Consider the following 13,489-nt stretch of genomic DNA (forward strand, 5'->3'; position numbering starts at 1 on the left):
TTCTCGAGGGAGGGCGGGTGCATGGCCGGCCGGGAAGCGGTTCTCGCGCTCGATTTGGGGACGAGCGGTGCCAAAGCGGCGCTCGTGACGCGCGACGGCCAAGTGGTAGCCGATGCCTCTGCTGGATACTCGACCACCACCGGGCCGAGCGGCGAGGTGGAGCAGTTCCCAGGAGACTGGTGGCGGGCGAGCTGTGATGCCGTGCGCCGCTGCCTGTCGCGCGCGGATGCACGAGTCGTCGCCATCGCGCTCACCGGGCAAATGCAGGATCTGGTGCTGCTCGCTGGCGATGACGTGCTCGGCCCCGCTCTGCTCTATGCCGACCAGCGTGCCGCGCTCGAGGCGTCCGCGATGCTGGAGCGCGTATCGCCGGACGACTTCGTCCGAGTCACCGCTAACTTGGCCGACGCCACCAGTCTCCCAGCGAAGCTGCTCTGGCTCGAGCGACACCGGCCGGAAGATGCCGGGCGCGTCGATCGGCTCCTCTTCGGCGCGCACGACTACCTCGCCTGGCGGCTGACCGGTCAGGCGGTCACCGATGCCACCACAGCGTCGACGACCGGTCTGCTCGACTTCCAGGCGGGGACGTGGTCGAGGGAGATCCTGGAGAGGCTCGGCCTGAGGACAGACTGGCTCCCGGAGATCTGGCCGTCCGACCAGCCCGTCGGAGAGCTGAAGCAGGAGGTCGCAGGCGAGTTGGGTCTGCTGAGCGGGCTGCCGGTACTGCACGGAGCCGGCGACGCCGGATGCACGACGCTCGGCGTCGGGAGCGGGGAGCCGGGCTCTGCCTACCTGTATCTCGGCACGAGTGGCTGGCTCGCACTCTCGGCGTCTGGACGTCGCGGCGATCCTTATGCCGGGCTCTTCACCTTGCGTCACCCGAACCCCGAGTGGACGATCGTAGTCGGCCCCATGCTTACAGCCGCAGGCTGTCTCGAGTGGGCGCGCCGAGCCGTTCTGAGCTCCCTGGAGTACGGCGAGGTCGACTCGCTGGTCCTCTCAGTGCCACCGGGTAGCGATGGCCTGCTTTTTCTCCCGTACCTCGCCGGCGAGCGATCTCCATTTCGCGATCCGCATGCCCGCGGCGCGTTCATCGGCCTGGGCCTCGGTACCCAACCAGGGCACCTCGCCCGATCGATCTTGGAGGGGGTGGCCTTCGGTTTCCGCTCGATCGCCGAGGCAATGGGTTTCACCCAGCCGGCAGGACCGCTGGTTGTGGCTGGCGGAGGAGCGCATTCCCGGGTCTGGTGCCAGATTCTTGCCGATGTGCTCGGTTGCCCCGTACGCCGCGCGGAGGTGTTCGAGGACGTCGCGGTGCGCGGAGCGGCCCTGTTGGCCGCGCGGTGGCTCGGCTGGTGCCCTGGCTGGTCGTGGACGCAGGCGGAGTCTTCCGACGAGATCTTCGAGCCAGTGCCTGGGGCACGCGCGCGGTACGACCAGCTCTACCCGGTTTTCCGCCAGCTTTATCCGTCTCTGTATACCTGCTTTCGGCACTTACGCGAAATCGGGGATTCACTCTCGTGACAGTAGAAACCCTTTGCTCCAAAATGTGTGGCGTTTGAGCCGCAGACACTGCGGCACCAGCGTTGCTTAAGGAGGACGGCATGCCCAGAGTGAAGACGAGAGGTTCGCTATTCGGCCTGCTTATCTGGACCGTGAGCATCGCGCTCACGCTGGTAGGATGCGGGCAAGGCGGCCAGGACGCCGGAAGCGCGCAGTCCACGCCGTCGAGCGGCGAGACGAAGCGGATCGCCGTGGTCACGCCCTACATGGCCAACGCGACGACTAAGCTGGTCATCGACCTCTTCGTCCAGGAAGCCGAGGCGAAGGGCTGGGAAGTCTCGGTCACCGACACGGCGGGTGACTTCAACAAGCTGGTCAGCGCCATCCAGGACGCGGTCGCGCAGCGCGTTGACGCGATCGTGCTGGGTATGGGCGATCCAGGCCAGATGACGAAGGGACTCGAAGAGGCCCAGAAGGCGAACATTCCCGTCTTCGGTATCGATGCAGGTGTAGCACCGGGCGTCCTGGCTAACGTGACGTCGGACAACACCGCTCTGGGCACCATGAGTGCAGAAGACCTTGTCGAGCGCATCGGTGGCAAAGGCAATGTCATCATGTTCACGCACGACCCGCACCCGGGGGTCAACGCGCGGGCACGCGCCGCTGAGGACGTCTTCGCCAAGTACCCAGAGATCAAGGTCATCGAGAAGAAACATATCAACGTTCCTGGCCCAGTCGACAACGCCCGCAAGATCACCCAGGACCTGCTGACCGCCTATCCGCAGCAGGGATCGATTGCTGGGATCTGGGCGGCATGGGATGAGCCGGCCCTCGGCGCAACGCAGGCGCTGGAGGCGGCCGGGCGAACCGAGGTCGTCGTCGTTGGGGTGGACGGCACCGACTTCGCGAAGGCTGAGATCGACAAGGGCGGGCCGTTCAAGTCCACGGTCGAGCAGGACTGGCCAGGCATCGCCAAGAAGACGGCCGAGTTGATCGAGGCCTACTTCCGGGGCCAGCGGCCGGATCAGCAGGTCTACACGTTGCCGGGGAAGCTCATCACCGCTGAAGCATCCCAGTAAGACGTTCTCGTACCCGGCAGGGGCGCGTGATTAGCGGAGCCCGGGAGTTTCAAGCCCGGGCTCCGTGGCGGGGCTGGCAGTGGCCAATTCCCGCAGTTGTGTGAACCTACGGGGGCCGCGCCCGGTCTATTCCCCTCCGCCGAATGGGACGACCTCCCACCCGGCGGACTCGTGCGCGCCTTCGGGCAGCGATCCGGCTTCGCCGCTCTTACCCTTGAATTGGCCGGGCGCGCCGCTGAACAGCGTGGAGAGGAACGGATCGTGCGAGACCGACGGGTGAATGAAGACTTCGACACCGTCCGGCCGCAAGACATAGCCTGCTACACCGCCATTGTGGGCAATCGCTTCCTGACCCGCCCCTTCGACCTTATGCACGTTCACGCACTCATGCGCATATGCGCCTGAAGCGTAGGCTGCGAACAGGGCGGCGGCCAGGGCTACTGCCAGGGCCCCCTTTCGTCGCATTGAGACACCTGCCCTTCCTCTCCCGGCTGTGCCCGTTGAGGAGCTGCGAGCCTATCCTCCGGGAACACGGTGCGCTGTCCGGCACCTGCACCTTACAGTAGCCTCGAGGCAGAGTCCTGGCCAGCCCAAACATCGCTCAAGTCATGGTCAAGCCATGTTCAACTCCTGGGGTGCGCCGTCGAATCGAGCAGTTGGTGCGGTGTGTCCAGTTGGAGGCAAACCACTGATGTGTCTCGCCTGTCGGACTGGGGTCAGCTTGTCTGGTCGAACGCGATAAACTCGTGTTCGAGCACGCTCATCAGAATCTGGTCGTGCCAGGAACCGCCGCGGTAGACATCGTCGCGCAGGATGCCGTCCTCGCGGAAGCCGCAGGCAGCATAGGCCCGCCGCGCGGCGGCGTTCTCGGCGAAGACCGACAGGTAGACCTTGTGCAGGCCGAGGCCGCCGGTTGCGGCTGGAGCGAAGGCATGGCGCAGCAGCGTGCGCAGCGCCTCGCGGGCGTAGCCACGACCCCAGACCTCGCGCTCGCCGATCATCAACGACAGCTCTGCCTTGCGGTTGACGATGTCTCGATCGAAGAGATCGATGTAACCGATCTCACGACCATGCTCGTCAGCGATGACCCACATGAGCACGCCGGCCGCGCGGTTGCGCTCGAACCAGCCGCTCATCTCCTCACGAGTGGGAGAAGCCTGAGTAATCCAGTAGCGGGTTACTTCGGGGTCGGAGCGCCAGCGCCGCAGCGCCTCCAGGTGGCACTCATCGAGCGGCACAAGCGTCACCCGCCTCCCACGTAGCTCGGCCGGCTGATCTTTCCAGTTTCGCTGGTTATCCACAGTTCGCTCCTGCTCGTGGCGATCGCCTGGTTGAGTGCACCAGCGTGCCGAAGACGCCAGGTGACGCCGTCCCTACTGGGAGATCGGCTAGCTCGCGCCTGGCTGGTGAGGGAGTTCGGCGATGACGATCGGCTCGCTCGTCGGGGCTGGGTTACCGAGTGGCCCCTGTTCGATCGTGATCGCGATCGCCGAATAGTCCGTAATGTCCGCTGCCACCGCGAAGCGGCCGTCGGGCTGGTCGAACACGCCCGCCGAGAGGGGTCGATTACCCTCGATCAGCCAGACCTGGTAGACCTGGCCGGGCTGAAGCGGCGGGAGGTCTTCCACCGTAATCAGTACGATGTTCCAATCGCGCAGGTACACTACCTGCCCGTGGGCCTGTGGGGCGGCTGCCGGTTGCAAGGCGATCGATTCGATCTCCTGCCGGAGCTGGAGGTTCCACACCAGCATGGCCACTGAGAAGAGCAAGAACACGGCGGCGGCCAGCCAGGGGATGAGCTGTCGTCGCTCGTGCAGCGCGACGATGCGCGAGGCACGTGGAGGCGATTCGCGCTCGGCGGCGGGCGCGGCGTGCTCGCGTTCTTCCAGGGCAGCGCTCCGGATACGCTCGCGCAAGGATGGCGAGGGCGCGCGCTCGTCGACACTGAGCGCCAGGGCTCGCGCGGCCGCAAGGAGAGACCGCAGCTCCTGACGGCAGGTGGGGCAGGACGCCATGTGCTCGTGGAGAGCGGCGCGCTCGTCCGCTGGCAAAGCCCCGAGCGCGTACGCCCCCAGCAGTTCCTGGTAATAGTCGTGACCCTGATCAGGTACCGTCGCTGGCACCGCTCTCGCTCCGTACCCCAGGTGTGACCAGCAGGTCGTGCAACTTTTGTAGCCCGAGCCGCAGCCGGCTCTTCACAGTTCCCAGCGGAATACTCAAGCGCTCGGCAATTTCGACGTGCGTCAACCCTTCGAAGTAGGCCAGCTCGATCGCTATGCGCTGCTCCTCTGGTAAGGCTCTCAGCGCTGCTCGCACCGCTGAAGCCTGGATCTCGCTCAAGAGGTCGTCCCATTCATCTGGAGCGGCGAGCAGAGGCGCCACGGTGTCCAGATCGACATCGCTCTGGCTGCGGCCGAACCTGCCGCGGAGCTGATCGATCGCGCGATTGCGCACGATGGTGAGCAGCCAGGTGCGGACGGTTCCGCGCGACAGGTCGTACGAGGCGGCATGGCGCCAGATGCTCATGAAGGCGTCCTGCACGACTTCCTCGGCGACGAACGCGTCACCGAGAATCCGGTAGGCCAGTCCGAAGGCCAGCCGATTATAGCGGTCGAAGAGCGCAACGAGCGCATCCGCGTCTTGCCGCGCGATGGCTTGCAGCAGCTCGCGGTCGTCGCGTCCCTCCACGGGCTGCCCTTCTCCCGATCCTACGTGTTCGCGCGCCGAAGAGATCTGCCGAAGACGCTCAATCTCATCGCTAGTCTATCACGATCAGGAATTGTGACCGGTAAGGCGAGTCGGCAGCCCGTTGATCCAGGCTGGCGGCGGGCTCGTATGCACCGTCGCAGCCGGTCATGAGGCGGCCGCGATGACCTGGCGACTACTGCACGGTACGTACGCGAGGAGGTATCCGCCCCAGAGTGGCGTGAAGGCTGGTGATGGAACCGCGTGCCGGCTAGTGCGGCACTGGCAGCGAGAACGGAGAGGAGACGACAGGGATGGCCATGTTGAACGCGACACCCGGACGTATTGCTTTGCTGGCCCAGACGGCGGCGCAGTGCGAGACGGTTCAGCAGATCATCGACATCGCTGCGACGGCTGAAGCGCTCGCGGTCACCGCGATCGGTGGCGCGATCCAGAGCGCGCTCGATGGCCAGCTCGCCTTGAACGACGAGCAGATCCAGTTCTTGAAAGCGGCCCGCGCATCGGAACAGGCCCATTACGAGGTGCTGGTCGGTGCCGGGGCCAAGCCCTTGACGCTGACGTTCACGATCCCCGATCCCCGGATCGTGACGGACGCTGGCGTGTTGTTAACGACAGCGATCAACCTCGAAGAAGCGTTCATCGCAGCCTATCTCGCGGCGGCGCAGGAGTTCGCCATCCTCGGTCAGCCCGACCTGGTGAAGCTAGCCCTGCAGATCGGCGGTGTCGAAGCCGAGCACCGCGCTCACTTGCGTTTCTATGCCATTTCGGCGAGCGTGATCAGTGGTGTGCCGAACAATGTCGCGTTCGAGAAGTCGCTCTTTACCAGCGTGGGCGCGGCTGCCGAGGCCCTAATCCAACTGGGCTTCATCGGCGGTGATGGCCCGGAGATCACCTATCCAGGCCCAGGCGAGATCGACTACAGCGGGGTGACGCAGCTCCGGCCATAGGGGCGCTGGCTGTTACAGGAGTACCCTGCAAGCCCTATCCCGAGGACGTGTCCGGGCGCCGTTCGAGGCATCGAATGACGAGACAGGAGGAGAACCGATGAGCAAGGCTCTGGAGCGGTTGACGACGGCCAACATGTCGCGGCGGACGCTCTTCAAGGGCGTCGGGGCGCTGGGTGCCGGGTTCATGCTCTCTCGACTCGGCCTCCTCAGGGTCGCCCTCGCGCAAGACGAGACCGTTGCTGAGATCGCCAACATCGCGGCGACCGCCGAGTCGATGGCGGTGACGCTGCTCGGCGGAGCGATCGAGAGCGCCCGCAATGGTGGATACGATCGGCAGATCCCTGGCCCGGTGATCGATATCCTGGAAGCCGCGCGCGCGACCGAGCAGTTCCACTTGGAATACCTCCTCTCAGCCGGCGCGCAGCCGCTGACGCAGACCTTCACCGTGCCGGATACCAGCATCCTCTCGAGCTACGATGCGCTCTTCAGCACGATCGTGGCACTGGAGGGTGCCTTCATTGCAGCCTACATCGCCGCGGCCCGGCGGTTCGCCGAGCTCAAGCAGACGGAGCTCGTCAAAGTGGCATTTCAGATCGCCGGCACTGAGGCAGAACACCGTGTGCTAGCGAACTACGCTCTGGGAACTCGCCCCGCGAACGACGTTGCCTTCGAGAAGGCACTGTTCAACAGCGTCGGCGAGGCGGCCGAGTTGCTCCAGCGGCTCGGCTATATCGGTGGTGACGGCCCCTCAGTCACCTACCCAGGCCCGGGCACGATTCGGACGGCTGGTGTCATCGAGACGGTGCCGGGCGGGCCGACGGTCGACTGCATGCCTCCAGGGATGCCGGCTCCGGCTCCAGCACCGGCGCAGCCCAAGCCCGGTTGTCTCTACTTCCTGGAGACTGGCCACAACGTCTGTGCCGGCTTCCGTGCCTTCTGGGAGCACTTCGGTGGGCTGGCAATCTTCGGCTACCCGCTGACCGAGGAGTTCGTCGAGAACGGGAGGACTGTCCAGTACTTCGAGCGGGCGCGCTTCGAGTGGCATCCGGGTGCGGCGCCAGACCGGTGGGACGTGCTGCTGGGACTGTTGGGCCGCGAGGTGACGGCTGGCAGAGAGAACGAGCCGCCCTTCCGCACCGCAACCCCCTGCCCGGGCGCGCACACCTGGGACGGCAGCCATGTCCCAGACCATGTCGAGTGTGTCTACTTCCCGCAGACTGGGCACAACCTGGCTCACGGGTTCCTGCGCTACTGGCAGATGTTCGGTGGCGTGCCGATTTTCGGCTACCCGATCAGCGAGGAATTCCGCGAGCGCAACCCGGACAACGGCCGGGAGTACACCGTCCAGTATTTCGAGCGCGCTCGGTTGGAGTGGCACCCGGGAGAGTGGCCCGAGCGGTGGGACATCATGCTCGGCCGGATCGGGGCCCAGGTGCTGGCCACCAGGGGCCGGCGCTAGGACACGCAGATTCCTTTCGGCGCGGCACGAGGGGGGAGCTGACGTGGCTCCCCCCTCGTCTCTGCGCGCTGCGATGGCCTAGGCACGGGCGAGCGCCGTGAGGTAGCGGCAATAGGCGCGCGTCATCCTCCGGAAGTCCTCTAGCCGGTACGACTCGTTCGGCGCGTGTACACGGGAATCCGGCATGCCCCAGGCGAAGAACACCATATCGGCGCCGAGCTCGCGCTGGAAGACTTCGGCCACCGGTAGCGTGCCTCCGAGCCGGATCGCGAGCGGTTCCTTGCCGTACAGGTCGCGCAGCACTGCCCTCGCCGCCTGGAGTGCAGGGTGATCCCGCCGGATAGCGAAGGGCCGAGCCGAGCCAGGGAAGCGCTCAACGGTCACCTCGGCCCAGGGCGGAGCGTGGCGGGCGACGTGCTGCTCGATGAGCCGCAGGATCTCTTCCGGCTCCTGATCAGGTACCAGCCGGCAGGTGATCTTGAGGTGAGCTTCGCACGGCGTGACGGTCTTGACTCCCTCGCCCTGGAAGCCGCCCCAGATGCCGTTGAGGTCGAGCGTCGGGCGGGCCCAGGCCCGCTCTAGGGGGCTGTAGCCCGGCTCGCCCCAGAGCGCCCGCGCGCCGACGCTGTCCAGGTACTCTCGCTCATCGAACGGCACCGCCGCGATCTCGGCCCGCTCTTCGGGCGTCAACTCCCGTACCTTGTCGTAGAACCCGTCCACCGCGACCTTGCCATCTGGCGTATGGAAGGTAGCCGCGAGTTGTGCCAGTGTCTGCACTGCGTTGGCGATGACAGCGCCGTATTGCCCGGAGTGGAGGTCGGTCGACGCCGTGCGCACGTTGACCTGGCAGGCGCACAGGCCCTTAGTGGAGAGCGTGACCGACGGCTGCTCGGGCCCGTACATCCCGCCATCGGCCGAGATCACGAAGTCGCAGGCGAGCTTCTCGCGGTTGGCGCGGATCACGGGCCCGAGGCTCGGGCTGCCGATCTCTTCTTCCCCCTCGAAGAAGAACTTCAGGTTGATCGGTGGCTTGCCGCGCGTCCTGACGAGCGCCTCGACCCCGCAGAGCGCGGCGAACAGGTTGCCCTTATCATCGGACGCACCCCGAGCGTAGATACGCCCGTTGCGTACGGCTGGCTCGAAAGGCGGCGTCTCCCACAGCTCCAGCGGGTCGGGCGGCTGGACGTCGTAGTGGCCGTAGATGAGGGCCGTGGGCTGGTGGTCGTCGACGTGCCAGTGGCCGAAGACAACCGGGTTGCGCTCGGTCTCGAGCAGCTCGACTTCCGGCACGCCGAGTGCCCGCAGCCGTTTGGCCACCCATTCGGCCGCCCGGCGCACGTCGGCCTGGCGCTCCGGCAGGGCGCTCGCGCTCGGGATGCGTAGGAGCTCGAACAGCGCTTCCAGGTGGTCCTGTTCGTGCTCCTCGAGATACCGATCGTACTGCTCGCTCATCTCTGGCCTCCATACCAGCGACTCGAACCAGGCGCCGCGCAGCCGCTCTCAGGCGGCTGGCGCCAGCATCGCAGTATCGCATACCAGTACGAGGGCCGCTCTGTTCGCACACTCCTTGGGCGTGGGAACCCCTGTCTTCCCACCGGTTGAGGACGATCTTATACTGTGGCCTAGGCCACAAGGAGACAGGAACCCGCAACGCGCCGCGCGCTTCGCTGTCAATAACTACCACGGCGCTAGGGGTTGTGGAGGCGACTGGCAGGTAGCGAGTGGGACTCCCCCGCTGGCGGCGATCGCCCGTCCCTCCGGTGGCCGGGAGCGGCGGTTTCCGGCCGGGAGCGAAGGGAGACTCGATGCAACAGCACGTACGGCAAGGGCAACGCCCTTTGGAGGTGCGCATCCCGCTGCGCACGGTCACGCCCCTGTTTCTGGCGGGAGCCGACCCGCGCGGCCCAGCCGAGCTCCGTGCCACCTCGGTGCGGGGCGCGCTGCGGTTCTGGTTGCGCGCGCTCGCCGGTGGTTGCTACGGCACCGATGGTGCCGGGGTGGATCGAGTGCGCAAGCTGGAAACGTCGGTCTTCGGGGCGGCCGGCGGAGAGAACGGCGTCGGGGCGTCAAGAGTTGTAGTGTCGCTCAGTGGGAAAGCGGCGGAGCCGCGGGAGTGGCGTCCGTTCCAGCGGAGTCGAAAGCAGCGAGGGGGTGTCGAGGCCGGTGCGGGCATTGACTATCTGTATTGGTCGATGGCAGCCACCTCGAAAGAGGCAGCTAGGTGGTGCTTTGCCCCGGGTACTGTTTTCGATATTTCGCTGTCCCCTCGCTATCGCCGCTATGACCGTGAGCACTTGGCAAACCATTCCAATGATGAAATTACAGACTCTGATGCGCTTGATTACGTGCTACGCGCTACATGGCTGCTCATTACACTAGGATCTCTTGGAGCTCGCCAGCGGAGAACTGCCGGATCGCTAGAGGCACTTATCGGCAAAATAGAGAGACTTCCGAACCTTAATTTCTCGCTACCCTCTGATGTTAGAGTAGCAGCTATGCACATTGGCGCACAACTATCGCAAATTCGACATGGACTTGATTCTCAGGCTGAATTTCAGGCCACAGAATTACCACTGTTTGAGGTGATACATCCAGCATTTTGTCATATTTGGGTGCTTGGTAAATGGGGGTCTTGGCAGGAGGCAGCCGAAGAGATGGGCAACAAGCTGCAGGCGTATAGAAGGAGAAGCCCCATTCATGATCGGTGGATCTTTGGCCTGCCTATACCTAGGGTCAGTGTCGCGCTGAGAGATGAGGATGAGGAACTAAAGCGACGTCCGTCGCCGCTCTGGCTCAAGCTGTGCCGAAGTGAGGATGGAGCCATCCTTGGGCTTGCCACAATCTTTGAAGCGAGACCACTTCCTGTTGGTTCCACTATTCGAGAAACCGGAAAGCTGGCGGGAGGGCGCCCAGTAGTATATCGAATTGTAGAGGACTTCATCCGCCAGTTTCCCACTGCCGTCGAGGTGCGCTATGAGTGACGGGGTGCTTCGTTTCACCTTCAGCCCTGTCCAGTCGTTCATCGCCGAGGCCCGGCGCACGTCTGACCTCTTCGCGGGCAGCCGCATCCTGGCCGAGCTGGCGAGCGCGGCGGCGCAGTCGATCCGTGCCAGCGGGGGCGAGCTCGTCTTCCCGGCTTCGCTCGACGGCAACCGCCACGACATGCCGAACGTGATCGTCGCCGTCGTGCCCTGGGAGCAGGTCGAGCGTATCGCCGAGGAAGCTGAGTCCGCACTGCACGGCCGCTGGGACGACTTGGCCGAGGAGGCGAAGCGTACCCTGAGCCGTCTCGGGCCCGTCGACCGGCACTGGGACGAGACGTGGCGTCGGCAAGTCGAGCACCTTTGGGAGGTCTACTGGGCCGCCGCGCGGCTCGATGGCTCCTACCGCGAGGCTTTCCGGCGCGCGGCCGCCGCGGTGGCCTCCGCCAAGCGCCTACGCCCGTTCGCCCAGGTCGAAGAGCCGGGGATCAAAGACAGCCTCAGCGGCAGCCGCTCCGCGCTGTGCACCGAGCGGCTCGGGGCCAACAAGTACTGGCAGCAGGTGCGGCACGCCCAGCGTGGCATGGGCGTGCTCGGCAAGCACGAGCGGCTCGACGCGGTCGGCGCCGTCAAGCGCTTCTCTGGTCTCGGCCAAGAGGAGTCGTTCCCGTCCCTGCCGACCATCGCTGCCCGCCCGTTCCTCCAACACGCGGAGACTCAGGCGAGCCAGGCGCTCGAGGCGTACGCGCGCGCCCTCGCGGAGCTGTTCCAAGCCTGCCAGGTCGACCCGCGACGGATGCGTCGACGGGCGAGCGAGAGGTTCCCCTACGACGGCGGCTTCCTCTTCCCGAACCGCTTGGAGAGGCTAGCCCTCGCCGAGGAGCTCGACGTGACAGAAGACCGGATCCCGGAGCCGGAGCGAGCCGCCGCGCTCAGAGCGCTGCAGTCCCTCTACCGTCAGGCCCGCTGGCCTAGCGGGCCGTCGCCCTACGTCGCCGTGCTCGTGCTCGACGGGGACTCGATGGGCGCGCGGATCGACGCGCTCTTGGAGGGCACGGACTCTCCTGGGGCGCACCGCGAGTTCAGCGAAAAGCTCGCGACCTTCGCCGGGCAGGTGCGGGAGCTGGAGAAGGACTTCCCCCTCGTCGAGGTGGTCTACAACGGCGGCGACGACGTGCTCGCCCTGGCTCCGGCCCAGGACGCGCTCGGTTTCGCGCGTCGGGCCGCGCAGGCCTTTCACGAGGAGACCGGCGGCTCCGCGTCGGCCGGGATCGTGGTGGCGCACTGGCTGCAGCCGCTCGGCGACGCCCTCAAGGCCGCACGCCGGGCCGAGGGGATGGCCAAGCAGGTGACCGGCAAGGGGGCAGTGTGTATCGAGCTCCAGCGCCGGAGCGGCGAGGCGACGACGGTGCGCGCGAAGTGGACGCACCTCGAACACCTCGATATCGCCTCACTCGTCGAACTCTTCCGGGGAAATCGCCTCTCGGGCAGGTTACCCTACGCGCTTCGCGAGTCGGCACGGGCGTTCACTGCTACCGGACCTGCGTTCGAGGCGGTGGTCAAGCGCGTGGTGGCCCGGCAGGGGAACTGGCCAGACGGGAGCGCGCCCGAGCGTGAGGCACTGGTGGCGCGCCTGACGAGCTTCGCGAGCGCGCTCGACGGTGCCGGTCTCGCTGGCGCTGAAGAGCTCGTCGGCTGGCTGGTGGTCGCTCGCTTCCTGGCCGCTGGAGGTGAAGAGTGAGAGCGCTGTTCCTGGAGCCGCTCGATGTCTGGATGTTCCGCGACGGCCGGCCGTTCGACGCTGGGCAAGCCCACCGCGCGGAGTCGCGTTTTCCGCCGCTGCCGACGACGCTGCAGGGCGCGCTGCGGGCCTTCCACCTCGCCGTGGTGCGCAAGGACGTCCCGTTCGACGACGCTGCCGCGATCGAGCAGGCCGTGGGCCCTGCCGACGGCTGGGGCTCGCTCCGGATGTGTGGTCCCTTCGTCGCACGCCGCACCGCGGACGGCCGGGTCGAGCGCCTGTTCCCGCCCCCTGCGGACGCGGTGCCGTCCGGGGCGGGCATCGCCCGCCTGCCGGCTCCGGTGACGCCGCCCGAGTGGCTGCGGACGAATGCTCCGCTCCCGCAGTTCTTCCCGCTCTGGGACGACGAGCGAGAGGAGAAAGCGTCCAAGGGAGAGCCACTCCGCTGGCTAACGCTCGACGAGCTGTGGGCATATCTCGACCGGCGCGTGGTCGAAGGATGCCCGGAGGGGGCTATCTGGCAGCGGGAGGTGCGGGTCGGGATCGCGCAGGACTCGGGGCTCCGCGTCACGCTGGAGGGGCGGTACTACGAGGCGGGCTACGTACGGCTTGCGCCAGGGTACGGGCTCTTGGTCGAGTTCGCCGGACTCGAGGGCTGGCCGGAGCGCGGTCTGCTCGCGCTGGGAGGAGAGCGGAGGTCAGCGAGCTTCGAAACGGTGCTCGTCGAACCGCTGCCGCAGGTAGCGGATGCGTTGCCGGAGCGCTTCTCGGTCTACCTCGCGACGCCGGCCTGGTTCGAGGACGGGTGGCGGCCGCGCGACTGGAGCGTGCTGTTCGAGGGGCGAGTAGAGCTCGTGGCGGCGGCAGTGCCCCCGTACGAGACGGCTGGCGGGTTCAGCCTGGCGGCCAAGTGGCACCGCCCAGCGCGTCGCTTCGTCCCCGCCGGGAGCGTCTACTCGTTCCGAGCCGAGCCGGAAACCCGTCTGCGCCGGGTCGAGGGTTGCTGGTGGCCGAGTTTCACCCAGTGGGGCGCGGAGATCGGATTCGGTGTAGCAGTGATCGGAGCATGGTGA

Annotated in this window: 12 protein-coding genes; 7 read left to right on the top strand and 5 right to left on the bottom strand. The window is 66.4% G+C overall.

Annotation, left to right across the window (positions count from 1 at the left end; all coding sequences use genetic code 11):
- The first annotated feature begins 21 nt into the window (after nucleotides 1-21).
- Nucleotides 22-1,524 carry a xylulokinase gene (locus NET02_RS00415; protein WP_284055386.1) on the top strand — a complete coding sequence of 501 codons (1,503 nt, stop codon included), beginning with the start codon at nucleotides 22-24 and terminating at the stop codon, nucleotides 1,522-1,524.
- A gap of 80 nt (nucleotides 1,525-1,604) precedes the next feature.
- Nucleotides 1,605-2,582, top strand: a complete 978-nt coding sequence (locus NET02_RS00420; RefSeq protein WP_284055387.1) for a sugar ABC transporter substrate-binding protein — start codon at nucleotides 1,605-1,607, stop codon at nucleotides 2,580-2,582.
- Between the two features lie 126 nt (nucleotides 2,583-2,708).
- On the opposite strand, the gene NET02_RS00425 is transcribed toward NET02_RS00420, so the two are convergent.
- The 4 genes from NET02_RS00425 to NET02_RS00440 form a co-directional block, all read right to left on the bottom strand.
- Nucleotides 2,709-2,957: a hypothetical protein gene (locus tag NET02_RS00425; protein WP_284055388.1), complete on the bottom strand. Its 249-nt coding sequence runs from the start codon at nucleotides 2,955-2,957 to the stop codon at nucleotides 2,709-2,711.
- A 341-nt stretch (nucleotides 2,958-3,298) separates the two neighbouring features.
- Entirely contained in the window at nucleotides 3,299-3,883 is a 585-nt protein-coding gene (locus NET02_RS00430) for a GNAT family N-acetyltransferase (RefSeq protein WP_284055389.1), read from the bottom strand.
- A gap of 87 nt (nucleotides 3,884-3,970) precedes the next feature.
- On the bottom strand, nucleotides 3,971-4,705 hold the full coding sequence (locus NET02_RS00435; RefSeq protein WP_284055390.1) for an anti-sigma factor: 735 nt from the start codon (nucleotides 4,703-4,705) through the stop codon (nucleotides 3,971-3,973).
- A complete protein-coding gene (locus NET02_RS00440; protein ID WP_284055391.1) occupies nucleotides 4,686-5,270 on the bottom strand; it encodes an RNA polymerase sigma factor in 585 nt (194 codons plus the stop codon). The genes NET02_RS00435 and NET02_RS00440 overlap by 20 nt, the downstream gene beginning before the upstream one ends.
- Before the next feature lie 311 nt (nucleotides 5,271-5,581).
- On the opposite strand from NET02_RS00440, the gene NET02_RS00445 reads away from it, so the two are divergent.
- Together NET02_RS00445 and NET02_RS00450 are read left to right on the top strand one after the other, a co-directional pair.
- Nucleotides 5,582-6,235, top strand: coding sequence for a ferritin-like domain-containing protein (locus NET02_RS00445; RefSeq protein ID WP_284055392.1), 654 nt, complete (start codon nucleotides 5,582-5,584; stop codon nucleotides 6,233-6,235).
- A 97-nt stretch (nucleotides 6,236-6,332) separates the two neighbouring features.
- A complete protein-coding gene (locus NET02_RS00450) occupies nucleotides 6,333-7,694 on the top strand; it encodes a ferritin-like domain-containing protein (RefSeq protein ID WP_284055393.1) in 1,362 nt (453 codons plus the stop codon).
- Nucleotides 7,695-7,772: 78 nt separating this feature from the next.
- Here NET02_RS00450 and NET02_RS00455 read toward each other — a convergent pair whose 3' ends face one another.
- Nucleotides 7,773-9,146: a dipeptidase gene (locus NET02_RS00455; RefSeq protein ID WP_284055394.1), complete on the bottom strand. Its 1,374-nt coding sequence runs from the start codon at nucleotides 9,144-9,146 to the stop codon at nucleotides 7,773-7,775.
- Between the two features lie 353 nt (nucleotides 9,147-9,499).
- On the opposite strand from NET02_RS00455, the gene cmr1 reads away from it, so the two are divergent.
- The 3 genes from cmr1 to NET02_RS00470 are packed head-to-tail and all read left to right on the top strand — an operon-like array spanning nucleotide 9,500 to nucleotide 13,489.
- On the top strand, nucleotides 9,500-10,675 hold the full coding sequence (cmr1, locus tag NET02_RS00460; protein ID WP_284055395.1) for a type III-B CRISPR module RAMP protein Cmr1: 1,176 nt from the start codon (nucleotides 9,500-9,502) through the stop codon (nucleotides 10,673-10,675).
- On the top strand, nucleotides 10,668-12,416 hold the full coding sequence (cas10, locus tag NET02_RS00465; RefSeq protein ID WP_284055396.1) for a type III-B CRISPR-associated protein Cas10/Cmr2: 1,749 nt from the start codon (nucleotides 10,668-10,670) through the stop codon (nucleotides 12,414-12,416). Before cmr1 ends, cas10 begins: the two co-directional genes overlap by 8 nt.
- Nucleotides 12,413-13,489: a type III-B CRISPR module-associated Cmr3 family protein gene (locus NET02_RS00470; RefSeq protein WP_284055397.1), complete on the top strand. Its 1,077-nt coding sequence runs from the start codon at nucleotides 12,413-12,415 to the stop codon at nucleotides 13,487-13,489. Before cas10 ends, NET02_RS00470 begins: the two co-directional genes overlap by 4 nt.

The organism is Thermalbibacter longus, assembly GCF_023806485.1.
Lineage (GTDB): Bacteria > Chloroflexota > Chloroflexia > Thermomicrobiales > Thermomicrobiaceae > Thermalbibacter > Thermalbibacter longus.